27 protein-coding genes and 1 pseudogene are annotated in these 21945 nt (G+C 39.3%); 21 read left to right on the forward strand and 7 right to left on the reverse strand.

Annotated features, from left to right (window positions below; genetic code table 11):
- Positions 1 to 3: 3 nt before the first annotated feature.
- The 8 genes from CD004_RS10345 (at position 4) to CD004_RS10380 (ending at position 7684) form a co-directional block, all read left to right on the forward strand.
- Positions 4 to 801 carry a 2-keto-4-pentenoate hydratase gene (locus CD004_RS10345; RefSeq protein ID WP_102262684.1) on the forward strand — a complete coding sequence of 266 codons (798 nt, stop codon included), beginning with the start codon at positions 4 to 6 and terminating at the stop codon, positions 799 to 801.
- A gap of 179 nt (positions 802 to 980) precedes the next feature.
- A complete protein-coding gene (locus CD004_RS10350; RefSeq protein ID WP_102262685.1) occupies positions 981 to 1994 on the forward strand; it encodes a TRAP transporter substrate-binding protein in 1014 nt (337 codons plus the stop codon).
- An 18-nt stretch (positions 1995 to 2012) separates the two neighbouring features.
- Positions 2013 to 2543: a TRAP transporter small permease gene (locus tag CD004_RS10355; RefSeq protein WP_102262686.1), complete on the forward strand. Its 531-nt coding sequence runs from the start codon at positions 2013 to 2015 to the stop codon at positions 2541 to 2543.
- A complete protein-coding gene (locus CD004_RS10360; protein ID WP_102262687.1) occupies positions 2540 to 3820 on the forward strand; it encodes a TRAP transporter large permease in 1281 nt (426 codons plus the stop codon). The genes CD004_RS10355 and CD004_RS10360 overlap by 4 nt, the downstream gene beginning before the upstream one ends.
- A 51-nt stretch (positions 3821 to 3871) precedes the next feature.
- Complete coding sequence (locus CD004_RS10365; protein WP_102262688.1) at positions 3872 to 4063, forward strand: 4-oxalocrotonate tautomerase; 192 nt, start codon at positions 3872 to 3874, stop codon at positions 4061 to 4063.
- A gap of 640 nt (positions 4064 to 4703) precedes the next feature.
- Positions 4704 to 5726: a TRAP transporter substrate-binding protein DctP gene (gene dctP / locus CD004_RS10370; protein WP_102262689.1), complete on the forward strand. Its 1023-nt coding sequence runs from the start codon at positions 4704 to 4706 to the stop codon at positions 5724 to 5726.
- 100 nt (positions 5727 to 5826) lie between these two features.
- The gene (locus tag CD004_RS10375) at positions 5827 to 6351 is read left to right on the forward strand and encodes a TRAP transporter small permease (protein WP_102262690.1); all 525 of its coding nucleotides are present in this window, start codon (positions 5827 to 5829) and stop codon (positions 6349 to 6351) included.
- 16 nt (positions 6352 to 6367) lie between these two features.
- Positions 6368 to 7684, forward strand: coding sequence for a TRAP transporter large permease (locus CD004_RS10380; protein ID WP_102262691.1), 1317 nt, complete (start codon positions 6368 to 6370; stop codon positions 7682 to 7684).
- 107 nt (positions 7685 to 7791) lie between these two features.
- Here CD004_RS10380 and CD004_RS10385 read toward each other — a convergent pair whose 3' ends face one another.
- On the reverse strand, positions 7792 to 8427 hold the full coding sequence (locus CD004_RS10385; RefSeq protein ID WP_158651532.1) for a Crp/Fnr family transcriptional regulator: 636 nt from the start codon (positions 8425 to 8427) through the stop codon (positions 7792 to 7794).
- Positions 8428 to 8538: 111 nt separating this feature from the next.
- A complete protein-coding gene (locus tag CD004_RS10390) occupies positions 8539 to 9150 on the reverse strand; it encodes a Crp/Fnr family transcriptional regulator (protein ID WP_158651533.1) in 612 nt (203 codons plus the stop codon).
- Positions 9151 to 9486: 336 nt separating this feature from the next.
- Between CD004_RS10390 and CD004_RS10395 the strand changes: the two genes are divergently transcribed.
- The 9 genes from CD004_RS10395 (at position 9487) to CD004_RS10435 (ending at position 16177) form a co-directional block, all read left to right on the forward strand.
- Entirely contained in the window at positions 9487 to 10062 is a 576-nt protein-coding gene (locus CD004_RS10395; RefSeq protein WP_102262694.1) for a 2-oxoacid:acceptor oxidoreductase subunit gamma family protein, read from the forward strand.
- A 7-nt stretch (positions 10063 to 10069) separates the two neighbouring features.
- Positions 10070 to 10366, forward strand: a complete 297-nt coding sequence (locus CD004_RS10400; RefSeq protein ID WP_102262695.1) for a 4Fe-4S binding protein — start codon at positions 10070 to 10072, stop codon at positions 10364 to 10366.
- Positions 10366 to 11610, forward strand: a complete 1245-nt coding sequence (locus tag CD004_RS10405) for a phenylglyoxylate dehydrogenase (protein ID WP_102262696.1) — start codon at positions 10366 to 10368, stop codon at positions 11608 to 11610. The genes CD004_RS10400 and CD004_RS10405 overlap by 1 nt, the downstream gene beginning before the upstream one ends.
- Complete coding sequence (locus CD004_RS10410; RefSeq protein ID WP_102262697.1) at positions 11610 to 12650, forward strand: thiamine pyrophosphate-dependent enzyme; 1041 nt, start codon at positions 11610 to 11612, stop codon at positions 12648 to 12650. The genes CD004_RS10405 and CD004_RS10410 overlap by 1 nt, the downstream gene beginning before the upstream one ends.
- Positions 12638 to 12934, forward strand: coding sequence for a hypothetical protein (locus CD004_RS10415; RefSeq protein ID WP_102262698.1), 297 nt, complete (start codon positions 12638 to 12640; stop codon positions 12932 to 12934). The genes CD004_RS10410 and CD004_RS10415 overlap by 13 nt, the downstream gene beginning before the upstream one ends.
- A gap of 42 nt (positions 12935 to 12976) precedes the next feature.
- On the forward strand, positions 12977 to 13414 hold the full coding sequence (locus CD004_RS10420) for an acyl-CoA thioesterase (RefSeq protein WP_102262699.1): 438 nt from the start codon (positions 12977 to 12979) through the stop codon (positions 13412 to 13414).
- 337 nt (positions 13415 to 13751) lie between these two features.
- The gene (locus CD004_RS10425; RefSeq protein ID WP_102262700.1) at positions 13752 to 14540 is read left to right on the forward strand and encodes a helix-turn-helix domain-containing protein; all 789 of its coding nucleotides are present in this window, start codon (positions 13752 to 13754) and stop codon (positions 14538 to 14540) included.
- Between the two features lie 42 nt (positions 14541 to 14582).
- Positions 14583 to 14945 carry a VOC family protein gene (locus CD004_RS10430; RefSeq protein ID WP_102262701.1) on the forward strand — a complete coding sequence of 121 codons (363 nt, stop codon included), beginning with the start codon at positions 14583 to 14585 and terminating at the stop codon, positions 14943 to 14945.
- A gap of 152 nt (positions 14946 to 15097) precedes the next feature.
- A complete protein-coding gene (locus tag CD004_RS10435; RefSeq protein ID WP_102262702.1) occupies positions 15098 to 16177 on the forward strand; it encodes a nitric oxide synthase oxygenase in 1080 nt (359 codons plus the stop codon).
- Between the two features lie 33 nt (positions 16178 to 16210).
- Here CD004_RS10435 and CD004_RS10440 read toward each other — a convergent pair.
- Both CD004_RS10440 and CD004_RS23775 read right to left on the reverse strand, forming a co-directional pair.
- A pseudogene (locus tag CD004_RS10440) lies at positions 16211 to 16540 on the reverse strand (redoxin domain-containing protein); the annotation flags it as partial.
- A gap of 15 nt (positions 16541 to 16555) precedes the next feature.
- Positions 16556 to 16732, reverse strand: a complete 177-nt coding sequence (locus CD004_RS23775; protein ID WP_158651534.1) for a hypothetical protein — start codon at positions 16730 to 16732, stop codon at positions 16556 to 16558.
- Positions 16733 to 16949: 217 nt separating this feature from the next.
- Here CD004_RS23775 and CD004_RS10445 point away from each other — a divergent pair, with 217 nt between their 5' ends.
- Both CD004_RS10445 and CD004_RS24055 read left to right on the forward strand, forming a co-directional pair.
- Positions 16950 to 17840, forward strand: coding sequence for an acyl-ACP desaturase (locus CD004_RS10445; RefSeq protein WP_102262704.1), 891 nt, complete (start codon positions 16950 to 16952; stop codon positions 17838 to 17840).
- Positions 17841 to 17947: 107 nt separating this feature from the next.
- Entirely contained in the window at positions 17948 to 18112 is a 165-nt protein-coding gene (locus CD004_RS24055; RefSeq protein WP_170029965.1) for a hypothetical protein, read from the forward strand.
- A gap of 9 nt (positions 18113 to 18121) precedes the next feature.
- On the opposite strand, the gene CD004_RS10450 is transcribed toward CD004_RS24055, so the two are convergent.
- Positions 18122 to 18616, reverse strand: a complete 495-nt coding sequence (locus tag CD004_RS10450) for a J domain-containing protein (RefSeq protein WP_233434989.1) — start codon at positions 18614 to 18616, stop codon at positions 18122 to 18124.
- A 150-nt stretch (positions 18617 to 18766) separates the two neighbouring features.
- Here CD004_RS10450 and CD004_RS10455 point away from each other — a divergent pair, with 150 nt between their 5' ends.
- On the forward strand, positions 18767 to 19291 hold the full coding sequence (locus CD004_RS10455) for a DinB family protein (RefSeq protein ID WP_102262705.1): 525 nt from the start codon (positions 18767 to 18769) through the stop codon (positions 19289 to 19291).
- A gap of 64 nt (positions 19292 to 19355) precedes the next feature.
- On the opposite strand, the gene CD004_RS10460 is transcribed toward CD004_RS10455, so the two are convergent.
- Both CD004_RS10460 and CD004_RS10465 read right to left on the reverse strand, forming a co-directional pair.
- Complete coding sequence (locus CD004_RS10460) at positions 19356 to 20291, reverse strand: acetamidase/formamidase family protein (protein ID WP_102262706.1); 936 nt, start codon at positions 20289 to 20291, stop codon at positions 19356 to 19358.
- A 12-nt stretch (positions 20292 to 20303) separates the two neighbouring features.
- A complete protein-coding gene (locus tag CD004_RS10465) occupies positions 20304 to 21239 on the reverse strand; it encodes a DMT family transporter (protein WP_170029967.1) in 936 nt (311 codons plus the stop codon).
- A gap of 152 nt (positions 21240 to 21391) precedes the next feature.
- On the opposite strand from CD004_RS10465, the gene CD004_RS10470 reads away from it, so the two are divergent.
- Complete coding sequence (locus CD004_RS10470) at positions 21392 to 21883, forward strand: BsuPI-related putative proteinase inhibitor (protein ID WP_102262707.1); 492 nt, start codon at positions 21392 to 21394, stop codon at positions 21881 to 21883.
- The last annotated feature ends 62 nt before the right edge of the window (positions 21884 to 21945 follow it).

Here is a 21945-nt window from a genome sequence, read left to right on the forward strand (position 1 = left end):
AATATGACGATTACGAAGGGTGTCGACCTCGAGATCGTGGAATACTTATATTCTGCTGAAAAAGAACGCCGCGAAGTCGTGAAGGTGACCGATCGTTATCCGGAGCTGAGCTTCTCTGATGCATATTCGATTCAGGAAAAATTGATTCAGAGACGAGAGCAGGACGGGGCTCGTAAAATTGGCCTGAAGCTTGGATTGACGAGTAAAGCGAAGCAGCAAATGATGGGTGTCCATGAAGCGATTTATGGTTACCTGACGGATGATATGCTTGCACTAGAGTGGGAACATCTTGATTTTACAGAGTTCATCCATCCAAAAGCAGAGCCGGAAATTGCTTTTTTCATCGATAAGGATTTGGAAGGGACCAATGTAACCGCGGAAGATGTTTTGGAAGTGACGAAATTCGTGGCACCGGCAATCGAGATTATCGACAGCCGTTATTTAAACTTCAAATTCACTCTGGCTGATGTCATTGCGGATAACTGTTCATCTTCAAAGTTCCTGATTGGAAGTAAGTGGATGTCACCACGGGATCTGGATTTAGGCCAGCTTGGTATGGTGATGTCGAAAAACGGACAGGTAGTCCAAACTGGATCGAGTGCAGCCGTCCTCGGCCATCCAGCAACATCAGTTGCCTGGGCTGTCAACAAGCTTGGTGAGGTTGGAAAAGGGATTAGAAAGGGAGATGTAATCCTGAGCGGGGCCGTATCAGAGGCGATTGCCTTTGAACCAAATGACAATGTTCTAGTACAATTCGCCGAATTGGGCAGCGTTTCTTTTACATGCAAATCAAGCACTTAGTTTATTTGACTAAGTGCCTTCTTTTTGAGTTTTGAATATTCGAAATATAAAGATAAAATTTACGTTATATGTTAAGCACTTTACACTTTTACTAGTAAAAAGTGATTATAATCACAGTTAGAGACAGCTTGGGAAAGTTTTTTTGGTAGCGTTTACAAAATATAAAAGGGGTGCGAGAAATGATTGGTTTGAAAAAATTTAGTCTGACACTATTAATTTTTATGCTCGTGTTGACAGCCGCTGCATGTGGCAATGATACCGATGCAAAGCCTGCGGCAGGATCTGGTGAGAAGTACTCATTCAAGCTTGCGCACATAACCCCAACGGATCATATGTGGCATAAAGCCGCTGAAAAATTCAAGGAAGAATTGGAAAAGAACTCTGACGGCAGGATGACACTGGAAATTTACCCTGCGAGCCAACTTGGTAGTGAAGCAGATATGGTTCAGCAAATCTCTTCTGGTTCAGTAGATTTCGGTTTGATTACTGCTGCATATATGAGTTCACGCGCTCCAGCGTTCACTGCCTGGTTTGCTCCATATGCTTTTGAAGACTTAAAAGAGACGAATGCAGCACGCGATACTGAAATTGCGAAAAAGATTTTGGCTACTCTTGACGATCAGGGACTTAAAGGGCTTGATTACCTATTCGCTGGGAATCGTGTCATGCTGTTCAAGGATAAGGAAGTAAAGAAGCCTGAGGATATGAAGGGATTAGCATTCCGTGTAACGCCAAGCCCGCCGCTTCAGGACTTTTATAAATCACTGGGGGCTTCTCCTGAATCATTGCCATTGCCGGAAGTATACGCCGCGGTTCAAACTGGGGTAATCGATGGAATGGATATGGACCTGGATGCCACGATTACGAATAAGTATCACGAAGTTGCCAAGTACGGTGCGGTAACGAATCACATGGTATGGCCATCAGTAGCGATTATGAACAAAGATAAATACGAGAAGTTATCTGATGCTGATAAGAAAATCATCGACGACGCTATCAAGGCTGCAGCTGATTATTCAGCTAACACACGCGCATCCCAGGAAGAAGAATTCAAAAAGACATTAAGCGATACTGGGATGAAGATCTATGAAATCGACCAGAAGTTGTTTGAACCATATATCAAACAATTCGATGAAAAATATGGACCAACAGATCCGCTGATCCAGGAATTCATTGACACATTCCGCAAATAACCTATTGGAGGGAAATGCGTGAAATACGTTAGCAATATGGTAGCCAGTTTCGAAAAGAAACTGGCTATTATCCTCATGTTCGCAATGGCTGTGATTGTCGCGGCTGCCGTTGTTTTTCGATATGTATTCAATAACCCTTTATTCTGGGCGGGAGAGGTATCGATTTTCTTATTAATATACATAACGTTCATCGGCGGCAGCCTCGGCTTGAAATATAAGACACAGGCATCTGTAACGCTGATTACAGATTATCTACCAGAAAAGATGAATAAATGGGTGGCAGTAGTTGCTCATGTCTTTATGCTATTATTCATGGCGATTCTATTATTCTATTGTTTTACCTGGATTACCTCATCATCTGTGGCAATCCAAAGGTCGAGTGCGATTTTGCTTCCGATGTGGATTCCATATGCGATTTTGCCTATTGGATTGCTGTTCGCAACGATTCATTTAATTAGTAACATGTTTGATATTATCCAAAATCAGCATATTGACAGTGAAATGGTTACGAATCTCCATGCTGCTGCAAAGGAGAGTGAAGAAGAATGATGGCTCTGGTTATTTTAGCATTCGTTGTATTTTTGTTAATGGGGATTCCCATCTCGCTTGTGCTTGGAATGACAACGATCGTTTACTTTTTGGTTACTGGCAATACAATGCTGCTCGAATCCACTCCACAGCGGCTGTATTCGGGAATGGAGAACTTCGGGTTGTTAGCGATTCCGTTGTTCATGCTTACAGGTGAGTTGATGAATAGTGGCGGGATAACCAACAGGCTTGTTGTATTTGCAAGAATGCTTGTCGGACATGTCCGCGGGGGACTTGCCTATGTAACGGTCATTGCCAATATGTTCCTTGCCTCAATTCTCGGATCGGCGAATGCCCAGGCTGCCATGATGAGCAAGGTGATGGTACCCGAAATGGAAAAGGAGGGTTATAGCCGGGAATTTTCATCGGCTTTGACACTCGCGAGCTCTATCGTTGCGCCAATCATTCCACCGAGCATGATTTTCATCATTTACGGAACTTTGTCTGGAACTTCGATTGGCGGCTTGTTCATGGCCGGGATTATTCCAGGAACGATTTTTGGTGTCGGATTTGTCTCATTAATCGCTTATCTAGGGTATAAACATAATTTCCCACGCAGTGAGAGAGCCAGCTTAAGAGCCATTTTCGACTCTTTCCTGAAGGTATTGCCAGCTATTTTAGTTCCATTTGTCATTACTGTCGGGATTCTAAGTGGGGCTTTTACAGCAACAGAATCCGCTGCAGTAGCTAGTGTGATTGCATTCATTGTCGGGATGTTTTTTTACAAAGAATTGAAGTGGAAGAGCTTGTCGAAGATTTTGGTTAACACTGTAATTGGTACCGCTACAGTTACTTTCTTAATTGCGATGGCTAATTTGTTTGGCTGGCTGATTGCTTTTGAGCAAATCCCACAATTGATTGCCAATTCGATGTTGTCCATTTCCGATAACCCATTTGTTTTCCTGTTGCTGGTTAACATCTTCTTGTTACTAATAGGGACATTGCTAGATGGAATCGCAGCTCTGATTATCCTTGTTCCAGTGTTGATGCCATTGGTTACAGGATTCAATATTGATCCAATCCATTTCGGTGTGATTATCTGTATCAACCTGACAATCGGACTGTTGACACCGCCAGTCGGTACAGGACTGTTCATCGTATCCTCCATCGCCGAAGTTAAATTCGAACGTTTAATTAAAGCTGTTACTCCAATGCTGCTGATTGGAATCGCCATGCTCTTCGTCGTCACCTACTGGGAACAAACAACTTTGTTCATCCCACGATTGCTAGGATTCTAACTCGGGCGGTGCCTGTCACCACCCGGACTTTGTCGATAAGGAGTGGTAGCCATGCCGATTATTCAAGTACAGGTGCTTGAGGGTCGAAGTGATGAAAAGATAAAAGAATTGATTGCCGGGATAACTGAAACGGCTGTTCGGACGCTAGACGTAAAGCCAGAGCAAGTGCGAGTAATAGTCCAGACGGTGCCGGGGAAATACTGGGGCGTTGGTGGAGTGACGAAGGATGAGAAGTGTTATTAAAAGTGTATGTTAAATACGCAAAAAATTGAGTTTCGTAATTTTATCTAAAAAATTGAAAAGAAATTAACGAAATATAAATTATCCTTTAGGAAAAAATCCTAGGTTAAATTAACCTAAAGGCAAAATCAAAATAATAAAGAACCACCCATTGCATCTGAGCATTAGGTGGTTTTTTAGTTTTTTAGAATACACATGTTCCCTGCAATTATAAAAGACAAATGGAAGGGTTCTATCTACTTATACTAAGAGTGTAATTCTTGACGTCCGTATTTAGCACAAAGTTTTTAATAATCTTCAGAGTCTGGTTAAATTCATAAAATTAAACAGTGTAAATAATTTTTGAATCTTTGAAGGTTATAGCCTTCATTGTGGTCGCTGATTACATACTTATTATCTTCAGCTGCAGATACATTGGTAGTGTATATGTTACCAGGGAGCTAGATGAAATCCTTTAGTTACTAAAAGAAGTTCCTATTTTATTGGTGAAGGTCACTCTTGTTTAATTAATGATATAAGTTAAGTGAAAATAATGTTAACTAATTAATATAAAAATATCTAAATATTCAGTATTATTTACATTAACTAAATCAAATACAAAAGAAAGGGTCAGTTTATTAATTTCATTTTTTAGGAGGTAATTATGTTGAAAAGAAAAAACTCTTTGGTTTTATTGTTGTTGATAGTTTATCTTTTCGTTTTTACTGGATGTAACAGTAAGGATCAGGAAGTGGATGCAGCCAAGAGTGATGGAAGTAAGAATCCTCAGGTGTTTAAATTAATCAGCTTTTTACCTACTGATAATACGCTAACAAAAGACATTGTTCCAATGTGGATAGAAAAAGTAGAAAAAGAAACAAATGGAGCAGTCAAAATCGAATGGACTGGAGGACCAGAGTCAATTCCTTCCAAAGATCAATTTGATGCTGTAAGGAATGGTATTGCAGATATAGGTTTCAATGTTAGCTCCTATTATGGCCATTTAATGCCAGAATCTCTTTCGATGCATCTATCACCTTACACACCTAAAGAAGAAAGAGAAAATGGGTATTTCGAGTATTTGTCAAAAAGGTTTGATAAAAATGGGTTAGTTTATATGGGAAGATGGTTGAGTCCTTCACCTTTTCACTTTTGGAGCAATAAGGAAATAAAGTCCTTGGATGATTTGAAGGATACTAAATTCCGTTCTAATCCAACATACCATGATATTATGCAGGCGTTAGGAATGACTCCAATCGATATTAATCCAACAGATGTATATACCTCTCTTGAACGAGGTATGGTCGATGGATTTGGTTTCCCGTTGCTAGGACCTAATGAAAACGGTTGGACAGAGGTAACTAAATATTTTATCGATGAGCCTTTTCTTAACCAAAACGCAACTATTTTGATGAATCCTAAAGCCTTCAAGTCACTTTCTTCAGATAACCAGAAGAAAATGCTTGAACTAACAGCTGCTTTTGAATCTGAAATGATCGAATACTTTAACGAATTGAATGAAAAAGAGAGAAAGGAAATCGAAGCCGCCGGTGTGAAAATTATTAAATTGAACCAAGAGGAAAGTAAGGAATTTCAGGCATTAGTAAAGAAGGTAAAGTGGGAGTCGTTAGAAAAATCTACTCCTGATCAAATTAAAGAACTTAAAAAACTTCTGTATAAAGAGTAACTGTAGATTTTTGAACTTCATATAGTCATTTCTTTAATAAAGGGGATAGCCGTAATTTAAGGTTATCCCTAACCACTGTTTATATAGAGGAGTGAGTAAATTGTTACATAGATTATCTAGAGTGCTTGATTATATAGAAAATGTACTTGCCTACATAGGCGGTATTCTATTAGCAATCTCTACTATTACAGTTGTTATGGAGGTAGTTTCTCGCTATTTATTTAATTATTCCTTTCTGTGGGTCAATGAGATAAGTGAATACATCCTACTGTATATTCCTTTTCTTGGTGCAGCGTGGCTTCTCCGCTCAAATGGACATATAACTGTTGATATTTTAGAAGAGATAATGTCTAGTCGATTACGTTTTATATCAGATATTTTGATCGCTATCGTCGGCATATTAATATGTATCATTATAGTCTGGTATGGCACATTAGCGACTTTCGATATGTTATATCGAGATGTACGCAGTCTAACAACTCTCCAGATCCCTCAGGTTTACGTAATGGCGATCATCCCGGTTGGAACTTTTATTCTAATGTTAGAGTTTATTAGGAAGCTTTATCGGACGATCTTAATGGAGAAATCTATAAATAAAATAGACACTATAACGACGAGTTTGTAAAAAAGGGGGATGCACTATGGACTGGTGGCAAGTGTTATTTCTTATTGTTGGTGGCTTAATTGCCTTAATGTTAATTCGTGTACCAGTAGCTTTTTCCTTCTTTACAGTAAATATAGTCGCAGCAATATTCCTATGGGGAGGCGGCAATGGACTTATTCAATTAATACAAAGTATTGAAGACTCATTAACTACATTTGCGCTTGTTCCCATTCCGTTATTTATTTTAATGGGCGAAATTATGTTTCATACTGGTATCGCCCCCAAAATGATTGATTCGGTAGATAAATGGATTGGCAGATTACCTGGAAGATTGAGTTTGCTTGCAGTTGGAAGTGGAACCCTACTCTCGACGCTGACTGGCTCTACAATGGCCAGTACAGCTGTATTAGGGTCAACATTGATACCGGAAATGGAGCAGAGGGGTTACAAAAAGCCGATGACTATCGGGCCGATTCTTGGAAGCGGGGGTCTTGCGGTTATGATTCCTCCAAGTGCACTTGGAGTTTTGCTGGCATCGATCGGAAAGATTTCAATTGGAGCCTTTATGATCGCGATTATTTTACCAGGAATTTTAATGGCCTTCCTCTTTGCGCTTTATATCATTTTACGGGCTAAAATGCAGCCTGAACTTGCTCCAAACTATTCTTTGTCTTCTGTACCTCTAATGGAGAAAATTAGAACCAGCATAATATATATTCTGCCACTCGGATTTATTATTTTTCTAGTAGTTGGCCTAATTTTCCTTGGAATTGCAACACCAACTGAAGCTGCTGCAATGGGTGCATTCGGCAGTGTAATACTCGCAGCGTTATATGGGCGTTTAAACTGGGCAAGCCTTCAAAAAGCCTTTACGAGTACAATGAAAGTTTCGGTGATGATGTTAATAATTGTCGCTGGATCCACGGCTTTTAGCCATATTTTATCTTTTTCGGGGGTTACTCGAAATCTAGTGGACTTAATTCAAAATTTACAGTTTTCACCTATATTTATTCTGATTGCCATGCTTTTGCTAGTGATCATAATGGGTACTTTCATGGAATCTTTATCAATCATGATGATCATTTTGCCAATGTTTATACCAATAGCCCAGATTCTTGATATTAATCTTCTATGGTTTGCAACAATGCTGTTGATTACGATCGAAATTGGTGCAATCTCGCCTCCATTTGGTGTAGGCCTATTCGTAATGAAGGGGGTAGCACCTCAAGGTACGAAAATGAAGGAAATCTACAGTGCATCCTTTCCATTTATTGCATTAGACATTGTACTTATAATCCTGGTGTTTATATTCCCTGAATTAGCGACCTGGCTGCCAGAACTTATGAAAAATTAGCTAAGCTAAAAAAATGCTTCAGTGCAATTATAAAAGCTGTCTTTTATAAAACTAAAAGACAGCTTTCTTCTGTGTAAATTATTGGGCTAGTTCACAAAAAATATATTCTACAAATTAATTGTTTGCTTCTTCAATGTATCTGGTTGCTTTACGATAACCATCCGATTTACTACATCTATAATTTCTGCTTCTTTCCATTGTTTAAAAGCTTTGTATACAGATATTCGAGTTAACCCTGTATAGTTAGCAAGTTCTTGTTGAGTTAGAAAAATTTTGTCAGTATTACATGTCGTACAGATTTTAATTAAAGTCAATGCAATTTTTTGTTGGGCTGTAAGTCCTTTGGCTAATATTTCATCAGCCAGAATGCGAATTTTTCCTATTGTAGAATCCATAAATAGACTCAACATTTCAGTATCCCTAGTAATGATTTCATTGAATTGCTCTTTTGAAAAATAATATAAGACACAGTCATCTGCTGCTATAGCAGTTGAAAAATAGGGTTCCTGGTCCATGGCTTGCTCTCCAAATAATTGTCCAGATCCTTCTAGGCTTAGTATTTTTTCTCCTCCTTTTGTCTTTGCAGTAACAATTTTTATCAATCCTTTGTGAATATAGTAAAAACCGTTGCCTATTGTTCCCTGCTCATAAATTATTGAATTTCTTTTGAAAAATATACGTTGACCGAATTCATAATATTGATCCCATTTTTTTGTAGTAGAGTTTTCAATCATTGTTTTCATTGAGAGCCTCCTCATTTCATTTGTAAATGTAGAACCTTACTTAGCTACAGAGAGATAAGAGTTGACGTCAAAAAAGAAAGAAATATTAAAAGATATAATAATCTAACCTTCTCAATAAAGAAGGTTTTGGAATTTGTTTACGTTAATAATCCTGATTTTCCGATCAGTAATATTTACGATTTCATTTTCTTTCCACTGTTGTAGAATTTTATATATTGTAACTCTTGATGTACCTATATAGTTTGAAAGAGAGGTTTGGTCGATGCTTATGCAGGGATTTTGGGTTTTTCTGTAGAGTTTATAAATGATGTAAGCCAACTGATGCTCCATTGAGCTATCTTGTATAGAAACTGTTTCAGCTAATAAACGTACTTTTTTTACTAATGAATTCAAAATGATATCTGATGCGGCGGAGTGTTTCTTGCATATCGTTTGCAGATCTTCTTTAGAATAAAAGAATATGGTAGAAGGTTTTGTGATTTTTGCAGTTGTAAAGTATGGTTCTCCCTTAACTCCTTGTTCACCTAGTAGTTCTCCTGGTGAAATATAGTCTATTATTCTTTCATCCCCTTTGTCCGAAAGCATTTTAATTTGAATTTCTCCTTCATGCAAATAATAAAAGCCATTTCCTATTTCTCCTTGGCTATATAGGATTGTATTTTTCTTAATCTCTTTTTTTTGTCCATATGAAATAAAAGGCTCCCAAGAATATGTAATCTGCATATTTACCATCCTTTCCATTACAATGTAAACACTTTCTAAAAGTCAGTAAATTCAAAATATTGTTTACATTACTATATAATACAACCGAAGTACAGTAAAGCGCTTACAATAAATTTGTTAATTAAACAGGAACTGAAATATGTCAGATGGGAAAAATTTCATTTGATGAAGTGGAAGTAGGTAAGAACCCTTGTTGGTTTAAAAATTATGTAGATTGCTTGACTGTGGGATGATGCAAAAATTTAACGCAAATCAAATTAATAATAAAGGATATGTTAAATGATTAATATTAAAAATTTAGAATAATTAGTAAATTAAATATTGAGGAGTGATTGTATGAAAGAGATTAGGTTTCATGGTCGAGGGGGACAGGGTGCGGTAATGGCTTCAGAATTACTGGTCCATGCTTTGGTTAGAGAAGGAAACTATGGACAATCGATACCAGCTTATGGTTTCGAGAGACGCGGAGCACCACTCCAGGCATTTGTTAAGTTGGACCAAAAACCGATTAGGGAAAGAGTGCAAGTTTATGAACCGGATGGAATTATTGTTTTGGATGAATCTTTAATCAGCCAATTACCAGTTTTTGAAGGGATGAAACAGGGTGGTTTCGCGATCTTGAATTCACGAAAAACGTTAGCGCTTAGCGATTTTCCTGAGGTTTTGGAAACTCTTGCAACTGTTGATGCCAATCGAATTGCTCTGGATGTTTTCAAAGCTCCAATAACTAACACGATATTACTTGGTGCGTTTGCTTCGGCAACTGGATTAGTAAAATTAGATTCACTTCAAAACGCCATCAGTGGATTCTTTCCGCATAAGGTGATTGAAAAGAATTTACTTGCAGTAGAAAGAGGTTATAACGAAGTGGAGGTAAAGGAAAGAACCGAGATATTAAAGAAAGCGAAGTGATTAGATCATGAATCAAACGTTAGTATTGAAAAAGGAATATAAAGAAACAGGAGAAAATGTAGCATCAGTAGGACAGGGTCTATATGTAGTGAATACAGGGCTCTGGAGGTATCAGCGGCCAGTAACCGATCCTGATTTATGCAAGCGATGTTCGGAGTGCTATATCTATTGCCCTGTTGGCTGCAAAATTGAAGTAAGTACTCATTATGATACCGATTTAGACTGGTGCAAGGGATGTGGAATTTGCGCTGAGGTATGTCCTGCCAATGCTATAACTATGTTTGAGGAAAGGGGGACTGAATAGTGGGTAGAGTAGATGTTTTGAATGGAAATAAAGCAGCTGCTTGGGGTGCCAAACTGGCTAGAGCAGACCTTATGGCAGCTTACCCAATAACACCACAAACCCCTCTCGTTGAATATTTGGCATCTTTCGTAGCAGATGGAGTGATTGATGCAGATCTTGTAGAGGTGGAAAGCGAACATTCAGCTTTAAGTGTATTACAAGGTGGGGTATTAGCTGGTGCTAGAACTTTTACAGGAACGAGCTCACAGGGACTCGCGCTCATGTATGAACCCTATATTCGAACGAGTACGATGCGTTTACCTATTGTGATGGCGCTTGTGACCAGGGAAGTCATATCGCCCCAAACGGTTTGGGGTGGACAGCAGGATGCCGTAACAGTAAGAGATGCAGGCTGGATACAGATTTGGTGTGAAAGCAGTCAAGAAATACTGGACTCCATAGTCCAAGCATATAAAATAGCTGAGAATAAAGATGTTTTACTTCCGGTAAATGTTTGCTATGACGGATTCTCACTTTCCCATATGGCAGAGAGGGTTGAGATCCCAGATCAAGAACAAGTAGATCAGTTTTTGCCGAAACCGAACATTTCACATGTGAAACTGGACCCAAATAATCCAATAGCCGTAGACCCATTAACACCAGGGCCAATGCTTACCGAATTTCGCCATAAGCAAGTGACAGCTATGAATGTGTCAAAAAAAATTATTGAGGAAGTTCGACAAGAATGGTTAGAAATGTTCGGCCGCGATTATGGAGGATTAATTGATCAATATAGAATGGAAGATGCTGAAATAGCTTTGGTTTGCTTGGGGAGTCCGGCAGGTACAGCAAGAGTAGCGATTGATGAAATGCGTAATCATGGCATCAAAGTGGGCATGATACGTATTCGAGTTCTTCGTCCTTTTCCAGATGAAGAAATACTCAAGGCGTTAGTTAATATTAAAGCCATTGGAGTAATTGATCGAAATGTCTCATTTGCTAAAGGAATGGGTATCAGCTTTCTTGAGTTAAAGACAGTGTTTGGAGGCTTAAAGATGCCACCTATGATAGATTTTATAGGCGGTCTTGGAGGTTCGGATGTAACAATGGAACAAATTAAACAAGCGATTGTGATTACTCAACATGTGTCAGAAGGTGGGGAATTTCAAGAAGTTACCTGGTTCGGCTTAGATCAAATTGATGTTGAGACATTATTTACTATGGATAAGGATATAAGTTTAAAGTTGAAAGGAGTGAGTGGCTAATGGGTGTAAATGACGGTATACGAGATAACACAAATTATTCAACTATTCCTGAAGGTGCAAGACCTACACTAGAAAAGAATGATGCGTTTTTCACAAAGAAACGCTTTGGATTTATATTTAATGAGGAAAAGAAAACAAAAGAAGTTTATAAAGAGATTACAAAAGTACAAGATTTGTTGTCACCTGGAAATTCAGCCTGTCTGGGGTGTCATGCAGAATTAGCATTACGCACTACACTGCGAATTCTTGGGCCTAATACAATTCTCGCAATACCACCAGGTTGTATGGGGGGAATTGGTGCTGTAGGATTCAATGGTGGTGCAGGGGCGAAGATTCCAGTATTCTTTCCGCTGCTTGATAATACAGCAGCAATGCTCGCTGGCATTAAAAGAAAGTACATCCGTGAGGGTCGTGGAGATATTAATGTCGTAGCTTTTGCGGGAGACGGCGGAACTGCAGATGCAGGATTCCAATCATTGTCGGGTGCAGCTGAACGAGGAGAAAATATTATTTATATTTGCTATGACAATGAAGCGTATATGAACACTGGTGTACAGAGAAGCGGTACAACTCCGAAATGGTCGTGGACTCAAACAACCCCAGTAGGTGAACAAACCCAAGGAAAGTCACAAAAAGGAAAAGATATGCCTATGATTATGGCACAGCATAATATTCCATATGTTGCAACAGCCAACCCTTCATATATGCATGATTATATTGCAAAATTAAAAAAGGCAATGAAAGTGAAGAATGGAATGTCTTATATTCATTTATATTCTGGATGTCCAACTGGATGGAAGTTTCCAACGGAGAAAACGATAGAAGTTGGAAAACTTGCTGTAGAGACAAATCTTTACCCCCTTTGGGAATATGAAGATGGAAAATTCAGATTAACTCATGAGGTTTTGAAACGCCGGCCGATTAGTGAATATTCTAAATCAATGCAAAAATATTCCCATCTTACAGAACAAAATCTAGCAGAATTACAACAAAATGTTGATGCAAATTACAAAAGGTTTAAAAAGCTATGCAAGATTTAAAAAAAGAACAAACTTCATATGAAATTGTAATTGAAGCGACTGCACATGTCTGGAGAATGCCGTTTGTATATCTTTTCGAAAAACTGTTTAGTGCTGGAGAAGCAATTCGAATAGGGAAAACCACTTTATTTGTAAAGGATCAATCAGGGAAACTAGTTCACCAAGAATACTATGGGAAATTTCGAAAAGCTGCCTGGTATAGAAAGCTTGAAATTGAAAAAAAAATGAAACAATTGTCAGATGATGAATTTTTAAGATGGTTAAAGAACAGCAAGGCATGTTAAACAGCAACAAGAACCTAAAAATTAGTATGGGAGTGAGTTAATATGACAGAACATTCAGTAAACCTGAAAGTTCACTGGGGTGACACAGATATGGCTGGGATAATTTATTATCCTAACTATTTTAATTGGTTTAATATCGGTAGTCATACCTTATTCGAATCAATCGGAATCCCACTAAAGGAACTTATGTTTGAAGATAAAATAGCTTTGCCAATTTTGGATGTGGGCTGCAGTTTTCATAAACCTCTCTATTTCGGTGATGAAATAAAAGTAGTGACAAAAGTTACGGAAGTTAGAGAAAAGGTTTTTCGGATGGAACATGAGGTTTATAAAGGCAACGAATTAACTGGAAAAGGACATGAGTTGAGATCATGGGTACAGTTCAGTCAAGAAGGGAATCTTAAAGCCTGCACTATTCCTGATGATGTGCGATCTAAAATGATGGCTGTAATGCCTGCAACATCAGTTGAGAGGTTGTAACCATACTCTGAAGATTCAGAGTTAGGTTGGTAATAAGGTAAGAGAGTAAATAGGTCTCCGCACATACTATATGAGTGGAGGCCTTTTTTTATGATTTTGATTTTATAGTACTCATTCTTAGAAGTTAGTTTACAAAAAAATCCTCCCCATATTTTTAGTTTTTATGTCTCATTGAAATAATGGAACAGAGATTATAAGTCTTTTTTCTAAAAAGTATATGGAATTTTAAAGTCTAAAAAATGGATAGAAAAGGAATTTTTGATATTTATAGAGAATAACTAAGATAAGCATATACTCTAGAGGTTATTATTGATCTTTTTATCGGTAAGGTGACAAAATGTCCACTACAAAAGAACAAATTGAATTAGTCTCAAAAACAATTGAATACATGAAAAAGAATATTGAAGAGGAAATCACCTCTGAAAAATTGGCAGAATTAGCTGGATATAGTCTATATCATTTTACACGAGTGTTTAAGGATGTCACGGGGATTTCTCCCAGACACTTTCTCTCCGCTTTGAGAATCGAGGCGGGAAAGGAGAAGTTGATAGGGCCGTCATCCGGCTCAATTCTCAGAACCTTATTGGAGATAGGCTTTCAAAGTTTTGGTACCTTCAGCTCAAAATTCAAGCAATTTGTCGGACAGTCACCCAAACAATTTCAAAACAGTGCAGTGAAGCTTCATCGGTTTATGAATGACTACGATGAAGTCAATCTTGGAGAGCCTGTTTCAGTAAAATCACCCGCAGTCAGATGCACGCTAGAAGTTCCAGTGTTTTTCAAAGGCATCATTTTTGTAGGGTTGTTCCCTCGGCCGATACCAGACCAAAGGCCTGTGGTGGGAATTGCCTTAAGAGGAACCAAAAAAGAGTATGTTTTTTCGAAAGTCCCACCTGGAACCTATTTTGCTCTGGCAACTGCAATTCCCTGGAGCCTGAATCCTCGGGATTATTTTCTGCTATCCAAGAATCTGCGCGGGAAAGCTGACTGCCCTGTTGAAATCTCTGAAAATAATATCTGCATAGTAAATATAAAGCTGCGCGAACCTTTGCCGTATGACCCGCCAATCTTAATTAATTTGCCGAGTCTCTTATTTGAAAAAGATAGCAAACTAGAAGAAAAATAACCTATTTTAATATGTTAATTTTATGAAAAAGGAGTGATTGTTTTGTTAAACAAAGTTTGTGTATTAACGATTAAGGTTGGAGACATGGAAAAAGCTCTTGAATTTTATACAAAGGTGCTTGATTTTGAAGTGTCCAAGCATTACGGGGAAAATATCGTTTCATTAGTACATAATGAGATCCCGATTGTATTAGAAAAATCAGATGAAGAAATTACTTCCGCTAGCCAGAAGGTTTTATTGGGTATTCTTTCTGAAAACCTTGATGAGGATGTTACCCGACTTAGTGATAGGGGAGCTAAAATCTTATTTGATGAGTCTAGGCCATGTCCTCCTGGCAGATACAACATGATTGAAGATCCATTCGGCAACCAACTTGAGCTTGTGGAGTTTTCGAATTTTAAGTAATGCCTGTATTAGACTCCCTTTTTTGGTTATAGACGAAAGGGTAACAGCTTTTTGCGGTATCCTCTCCATCTTTTAAGATTCTCCATTATTGCGTCCTTTAAAGTATTCCATGTTAAAATGATAGGATAGGACAACATCGGGAGGACGCAGTTGTGAATAAGAAATTATTTAAGGAAGCCGAAGACTTCATACGTAATAGCCATCATGAATTGCAAAAAACGGAGCATGAGATGATGAATAGGTTAGAACAGGTTAGAGAGGAAATCTATAAGACAGGTACTTATATACATACCTATGAAGAACTTGAGCACGGTGCGAAAATGGCGTGGAGGAACAGCAATCGCTGTATCGGGAGATTATTTTGGGAGAGTTTGACTGTCTTTGACCGTCGGAGTTTAACGGAAGAGACCGAAATCAAGGATGCACTGTTCCATCATATTGAATATGCAACTAATGAAGGTAAGATTCGGCCGTCCATTACGATTTTCAGGCAAAAAAGAGGAGATCATCAAATTCGGATTTGGAACCATCAGCTGATCCGTTATGCCGGCTATGAAACAGAGCATGGTATTTTAGGCGATCCTCATTCGCTTGATTTTACGAAAAAGTGTGAGGAGATGGGCTGGAGAGGTGAAGGAACCAGATTTGATGTGCTTCCGCTGGTGATCCAGGTTGATGGAAAAGAGCCTGAGCTTTTTGAAATCGATAAAAAACTGGTGTTGGAGGTTCCATTGCGACATCCAGATTACTCCTGGTTTGAGGAGCTGAAATTAAAATGGTATGCAGTCCCGTTCATTACTGACATGATGCTGGAAATAGGAGGCATCGAGTATACTGCAGCGCCTTTTAATGGGTGGTATATGGGTACTGAAATTGGTGCCCGAAATCTTGCTGATGAATCCCGCTATGACCTTTTGCCATTGATTGCTGAGCTAATGGGCTTGAACTTGAAGAAAAACAGTACGCTTTGGAAGGACCGGGCACTTATTGAATTGAACACGAGCGTGTTGCATTCATTTAACGAAAAAAGGGTCTCCATCGTGGACCATCATACTGCAGCATTGCAATTCAAAGTTTTTGAGGAGAAGGAGGAGGCTGCTGATCGGCCTGTGACGGGAGATTGGACATGGCTGATTCCGCCTGTTTCACCAGCTTCTACCCATATTTTTCATAAGGCTTATGAAAACAAAATAATGAGTCCGAATTATTTTTATCAGGAGAAACCTTTCTAATCGAAACACCACCCGGATTGGGTGGTGTTTTGTTTATTGTGCTGGATCCTTACCATTCGCGATATCAGCTGCGTAAGGAATGATTCCCTCCACTTCGATGCCGAAAGTATCGATTTCCTGGGAATGGAGGACTGTGCCGTCTTTATCAAGAACAGCGAATCCTCTTACTGCGATTGGAGCTTCAGGGTCCAACATGTTTGTCTTCTTGATCAATTTCAGTTTCTCATCAGAGATTACTGGATACTCAAGTCCCAACTCTTCTTTCATCGCCTTATGTTCCTTTACAGAGGATGCGCTTACAGCGTAAATGTTCCCAGGGAACTGGCTGAATAAATCTTTTCGGTTCTGCAGCTCGACCAGCTGCGATTTACAGAAGTCTCAACCGACTCCCGTAAAAAAGAAAACCAGCGCAGCCTCTTCCATATTTTCGAAGGATATTTCTTCACCGTTTTCATCAGGAAGGGAAAGGCCTTTTGATTCAGATTTATCTTCAGAACAGCCGCTTAGGAAAGCTCCTATCATTAATAACATCATTAAAAAAACTAGTTTCTTCAAGGTGCACCTCCTTATGTATTTTCTTCAGTATATATTGTTTTGCTGAAAACTCATTATACCATTTAAGAAGAATTTGTATCGAATGGGCAACTCTTTCCTCCTAAATTCCTATTTTAAACATATATAAGACTTATATTTAGTTAAAATTCAGAATATATGGTAGAGTAAAAATTAGTAACAGGTCATAATATCTAGTATTTAATTTGGAGGGAATGCATTGCTGACGAACCACCTGGATTTCCGACTCGAGCCAAGGATTAGAGAACTTTACGAGGAGCATAAGAAACGTGCTGAAAAAATTGACTGGGGCTATCATGAGTTTTTGCCGTGGGATAAGGGAATGGATTTTAAGCGAGTTCCCTGGGACGAAAGCCAGGTTACGTTGCCGGCTCCGGTTATAACTGCGGTTGAGACTGCGCTCCTAACCGAGGTGAACCTTCCATGGTTTACTTCTTATCTGGATCAGACATTTAAAGGGTCATTATCGGTTATCAAAGATTTCGTCCATACATGGACGGCAGAAGAGGACCAGCACTCAAATTTGCTGGAAACGTATCTGTTAATCACGAGAAATGTTGAGCCGATGCGACTGCATCAATTACATAAAATGACGCTGGAGAATGGCTGGGATCCTGATTTTCATACGCCATTTGAGACGATGGTCTACACCTCAATGCAAGAACTGGCGACGATGGTGTTTTATTATAATGTCGCGAAGGTAGCAGGACCGCATGATCGGGATTTGGCCACGCTTCTCCGCAGGCTTGCAAAGGATGAGACGCTACACTACGCATTTTATCGAGATGTAATCAAATACCACCTAGAATTAGAGCCCAATTATTGCTACTACCTGGGCAATGTCATCATGAATTTCAAAATGCCAGGTGCCGTCATGCCAGATTTTGAAGATCGGATGGCCATCATCGCGAAAGAGGCGAATTATGGGCCACTGGAGTATTTCGATCAAGTACTCGATGTCATCGTTGATTATTGGGATATCGAGAACCTAAGGCCGATCGCACCAGAAGCTGAAAAGGCCAGGTTAGATATCTTAAATTACCATGCGCGCCTGAAAAGGGTAAGGGAGAGGTTTTATAAAAATAAATAAAAAAAATGGAACCAGCAGGGTTGATTTCTGGTTCCATTTTTATTTCCTAAAGGTATTTTCCAATTTTTGCAGAATAGTTTATGGAATACATGTAAAAAGGAGCTCTTATGTATAAGGGAATGCTACTGTTTATCTTCGGTTTGATTATGTATATGGCAGGTATCTATTTATCCACTAAATGGACTGCTATCGGTGCGTCAATTGGAGTTTTAGGCGGGGTGCTGATGGGTGCCAGTACCTTTTTTTATATCACGAAAAGAAGGAATCAATGAAGGAGTCCATTACTTTAAATTCTCATAATGTTCGTTAAACACCTTGAAAAGTCTTTCATCGCCACCGCGGTCGGGGTGGAGAGCTTTGAGGATTTTCTTGAATTCTTTTCTAAGCACCTGGCTGTCTGTATTTTGTTTTAGACCTAACATTTCTTCCATTTGCGAAGGGTCAGTGCTGGATGCTTCGATTTGTGCATTCAGCATTTTTTTCAACGTCCTTACCTTGGATTGCTCAATATGTAATCGTGTGGTCAGCAATTCCAGCTGTTCGTTAAGCAGGATATTCTCTCGTTTGGAACTTTCCAGCTGTGCGGTGAAACTATCGTTATATTTTTGGATAATGAAGTCTGTCAGGTCTTTAAGATGAATTTTATACAAAGCATTTCTTCTATTAGCCTGTTCGGCTTTTAAAAGTCCTTCTTCAATCCATATCAAAACATCTTGATCAGTAGCATCTATTCCGTATGAAGTTAACTGTTTTGCAGCCTCTTTGATTGTTAGCATCTAATTGCCTCTCTTATATAAAAATAATCAGACAAATTTATCATACCATTGAATTTTTTCAGAAAAAGAACAGAAGTATGACATTGTGTTACATACAAATCCTCATGTGAAAATATGATGGATTTATATCGAAAAGGCAGGTGTATTAAAATGGTGTTTAACATGAATGAAGCAATCGAAATCCTGGAACGGACGCCTGAAACTTTGAATGCCTTATTATCAGGTTTATCAGAAGATTGGGTGTCCAGCAATGAAGGGGAGGGAACCTGGAATCCTTCCGAAGTAATCGGACATCTCATCGACGGTGAAAAATACAATTGGATTCCAAGACTTAAAATCATGTTAGCGGAAACAAATGATAAAGGTTTCCCAGCTTTTGACCGGTTCTCACATTTAAAGGACTATGCGCATCTATCAATTGAAGATAAGCTTAATGAGTTTTCTTCCTTGAGGAAGGAAAATATCAAGAAACTGAAGGAACTGATCGTTGATGAAAAGCAGTTTGTATTGACGGGTGTCCATCCCGAATACGGGGAAGTAGAGGCGAGACAACTTATCGCTACATGGGCAGTACATGATTTAACGCACTTGTCGCAAATAACCAGAGTTTTAGCAAAAAGATATACCAAAGAAGTTGGTCCGTGGAAAAGTTACCTGGGGATTTTGAATAAATAATTTGTAAGTATTCCTTTCTAAGTGCTCAAAATTAAGCCCCTGCGAATTTCACAGGGGCTCTTCTTTATCTTATCGCACGGTGCGGCAACACCGCATGCACACCTTTAACCCCGTTTACTACCTGTGTAACTCTCAAATCCACTGTCACACTGGCCAGTGCAAGGGCCTCTGTGCGCTCGATCCCATGAAGTTCTCTCAATAGTATAACCATCTCATCCAGTGCCTGTCCGGCAGCAAGGTTCAAATCTTCATGAAAGCCAAAGGTAACCCATCCAGCTGGCGTGTTAGCCCGCGGCATTTTCAACTGAAGATCCTCTCTGACTGTAAGGGTGATGTCAACCAAGTCCATTGGGCACTCAATGGCCGTGCCGGAAACTTCTCCGTCGCCTTGTGCAGCGTGTCCATCACCAATTGAGAACAATGCCCCATCAACTGAAATTGGCAGATACAAAGTGCTGCCTCTTTTTAGTTCTTTGCAGTCGATATTACCGCCGCAATAGCGTGGAGGGGATGTATGGTGCACACCTGGTTCTCCAGGTGCAACTCCCATCAAGCCCATGAATGGATTAAGCGCAACATTTAAAGGCCGAGAGCCAACTTCAGTTTTAGCTGTCATTGTGTCACTGTCCAATTCCCAATCAAGGCGAATTCTCTCAGACCCTGTTAATCCGACTGCATCGTTTTGCCAGCTCTTTTTGCCGCCTGCCCAATTTGTGCCATACCAGCCTGGTAATACATCGTTCAATTTTACTTCGAGAACCATCCCGGCTTTTGCGCCGTTCACTTCAATCGGCCCAATCATCGGATGAAGAGGAGTCTCTTCTTGTACTGCAGAACTGAAAAATTGTCTCTCAACGCCTTTTGATTCAGAGTAGCCCCATTCAATATCGGGCGTTTTCATGCGAATGCTGTCTCCGGAATTCACTGTAAGGATTGGCTTATATTCATTGCTAAAAGAACCGTGCAGGTTTTCAGATTTTAATTCGATTTTATGGATCATTTCTGAATCTCCTTAGGCGATTTCGTTTTTTACTAACTTGGTAGTTTGCTTCTTTTTAAAAAGCCGTGGGTTTGTTCCAATATAAACACCGGAAAGCACTAGGACTGCACCGATGGCATGAGCGGCGGTGAATTTTTCACCTAAAAACAAAGTAGCCATAATGACCGCAGATACCGGCATTACATTGATGAATATCGATGCCTTTGCTGCGCCAACTTCCTTGATTCCATTGTAGTACATGACGAATGATACGACTGTAACCAAAACGCTCATATGGATAATCGCGATCCAGGTAGTACCCGATGCCTGCTGGACATCCTGCCATGATGTTTCAGCCAGGGCAAACGGCAGCAGGAAAATGGTCCCGAAAGCGACGGCATAGGTGGTGGACTCGACCGAACTGAACTTTTTCAAAACAACTTTCCCAACGACACTGTATAATGCCCAGCTGACGACTGCGCCCATAAGAACGAAGTCGATTGGTTCAAATCCAAGCTTGAACAAGCTCAGCAAGTGTCCATCGGTGATGATAAAAAATGCACCTGAAAGGGCGATGGCCAATCCAATAACATTATTGCGTGTGATTGTTTCTTTTAAGAATACTGCCGATAAAAGGACAATCAACACGGGATTGGAGGCGATGAACAGTGAACTTTTAATCACTGGGGCATGCTTGCTGGCCAAGAAAAAGAAAATGTTATACAGCGCAATGCCTGTCAGTCCGAGGACCGAGAACAAGCCAATATCCTTCAGATTAGGTTTCTTAATATTTTTCTCCATCATGAACATCAGTGGGAATAGGAGAATCGCTGCTCCAAAAAACCGGAAGAACGCAACCGTAGCTGGTTCAAAGCTTTCTACAGCAAATTTACCCGCAATGAATGCACTTCCCCAGGTTGCCGTAGCGAAAGTTAGCATCCCATATGTAACCAATAATTTTTTGTTCATCAAATTCCCTTCCATCTTATAAAATTGTTTAACTAGTATTTTAACACTTTTTTCGATAAGCGAAATATAAATTTTCTAAAAGTCCTGAAACTTTTTTGTTGCTGAGAAGTCTAATGTAGAGGAAATTCAATAATGGATATGAGGTGCTTTTTTTGAAAAAGATATTGGCGAGTATTATTTTAATTAGTGTTATGTTCTCAATATCTGCATGTAATGGAGAAACCAAAGTAGAAAGCAGCAGTGAAAAACAGTCTGAAAATCTGGAAAAAAAGGAATTGGAGAATACCGGCAACACCGGTGTCATCCCTGAAGCTCTTTCTGCGAGCCTTGTTGAGGTCGATGAAAATACAGACGGTAAAGACTTTATTTATGAGGTCAAGAATAATACTGACAAGGACATAGAAATTCCTTTTGATGAAAATGGCGGCCATGTTTATGTGCTTAGGGATGAATCTGGTAAAGAGATTAGCCGTCAAGATGGTTATGGAACGATTCAAACCAACCAGATCGTAAGTGCCGGGGAAGCAATCACGATCAAAATCGGTTTGGGCGGATATAAAAAAGGAACGTATGAACTCGAAGTCTGGATGGAGTCGGAATTAGACAATACTTACAATCAGACAATTACATTTACGATTGAATAAGCTTTATAGAGCAGAGGCCAATAACCTCTGCTTTTGGTTGTACCGAACGCTGGAATTAAGTG

The sequence above is a fragment of the Mesobacillus jeotgali genome, from assembly GCF_002874535.1.
In the GTDB taxonomy this organism is placed as follows: domain Bacteria; phylum Bacillota; class Bacilli; order Bacillales; family Cytobacillaceae; genus Mesobacillus; species Mesobacillus jeotgali.

What these genes read in the sequence shown, in the direction of transcription:
- CD004_RS10345 (WP_102262684.1), top strand. Translation starts at nt 4, where the DNA reads ATGACGATTACGAAGGGTGTCGACCTCGAGATCGTGGAATACTTATAT.
- CD004_RS10350 (WP_102262685.1), top strand. Translation starts at nt 981, where the DNA reads ATGATTGGTTTGAAAAAATTTAGTCTGACACTATTAATTTTTATGCTC.
- CD004_RS10360 (WP_102262687.1), top strand. Translation starts at nt 2,540, where the DNA reads ATGATGGCTCTGGTTATTTTAGCATTCGTTGTATTTTTGTTAATGGGG.
- CD004_RS10365 (WP_102262688.1), top strand. Translation starts at nt 3,872, where the DNA reads ATGCCGATTATTCAAGTACAGGTGCTTGAGGGTCGAAGTGATGAAAAG.
- dctP (WP_102262689.1), top strand. Translation starts at nt 4,704, where the DNA reads ATGTTGAAAAGAAAAAACTCTTTGGTTTTATTGTTGTTGATAGTTTAT.
- CD004_RS10380 (WP_102262691.1), top strand. Translation starts at nt 6,368, where the DNA reads ATGGACTGGTGGCAAGTGTTATTTCTTATTGTTGGTGGCTTAATTGCC.
- CD004_RS10385 (WP_158651532.1), bottom strand. Translation starts at nt 8,427, where the DNA reads ATGAAAACAATGATTGAAAACTCTACTACAAAAAAATGGGATCAATAT.
- CD004_RS10390 (WP_158651533.1), bottom strand. Translation starts at nt 9,150, where the DNA reads ATGCAGATTACATATTCTTGGGAGCCTTTTATTTCATATGGACAAAAA.
- CD004_RS10395 (WP_102262694.1), top strand. Translation starts at nt 9,487, where the DNA reads ATGAAAGAGATTAGGTTTCATGGTCGAGGGGGACAGGGTGCGGTAATG.
- CD004_RS10400 (WP_102262695.1), top strand. Translation starts at nt 10,070, where the DNA reads ATGAATCAAACGTTAGTATTGAAAAAGGAATATAAAGAAACAGGAGAA.
- CD004_RS10410 (WP_102262697.1), top strand. Translation starts at nt 11,610, where the DNA reads ATGGGTGTAAATGACGGTATACGAGATAACACAAATTATTCAACTATT.
- CD004_RS10415 (WP_102262698.1), top strand. Translation starts at nt 12,638, where the DNA reads ATGCAAGATTTAAAAAAAGAACAAACTTCATATGAAATTGTAATTGAA.
- CD004_RS10420 (WP_102262699.1), top strand. Translation starts at nt 12,977, where the DNA reads ATGACAGAACATTCAGTAAACCTGAAAGTTCACTGGGGTGACACAGAT.
- CD004_RS10425 (WP_102262700.1), top strand. Translation starts at nt 13,752, where the DNA reads ATGTCCACTACAAAAGAACAAATTGAATTAGTCTCAAAAACAATTGAA.
- CD004_RS24055 (WP_170029965.1), top strand. Translation starts at nt 17,948, where the DNA reads ATGTATAAGGGAATGCTACTGTTTATCTTCGGTTTGATTATGTATATG.
- CD004_RS10450 (WP_233434989.1), bottom strand. Translation starts at nt 18,616, where the DNA reads ATGCTAACAATCAAAGAGGCTGCAAAACAGTTAACTTCATACGGAATA.
- CD004_RS10455 (WP_102262705.1), top strand. Translation starts at nt 18,767, where the DNA reads ATGGTGTTTAACATGAATGAAGCAATCGAAATCCTGGAACGGACGCCT.
- CD004_RS10460 (WP_102262706.1), bottom strand. Translation starts at nt 20,291, where the DNA reads ATGATCCATAAAATCGAATTAAAATCTGAAAACCTGCACGGTTCTTTT.
- CD004_RS10465 (WP_170029967.1), bottom strand. Translation starts at nt 21,239, where the DNA reads ATGAACAAAAAATTATTGGTTACATATGGGATGCTAACTTTCGCTACG.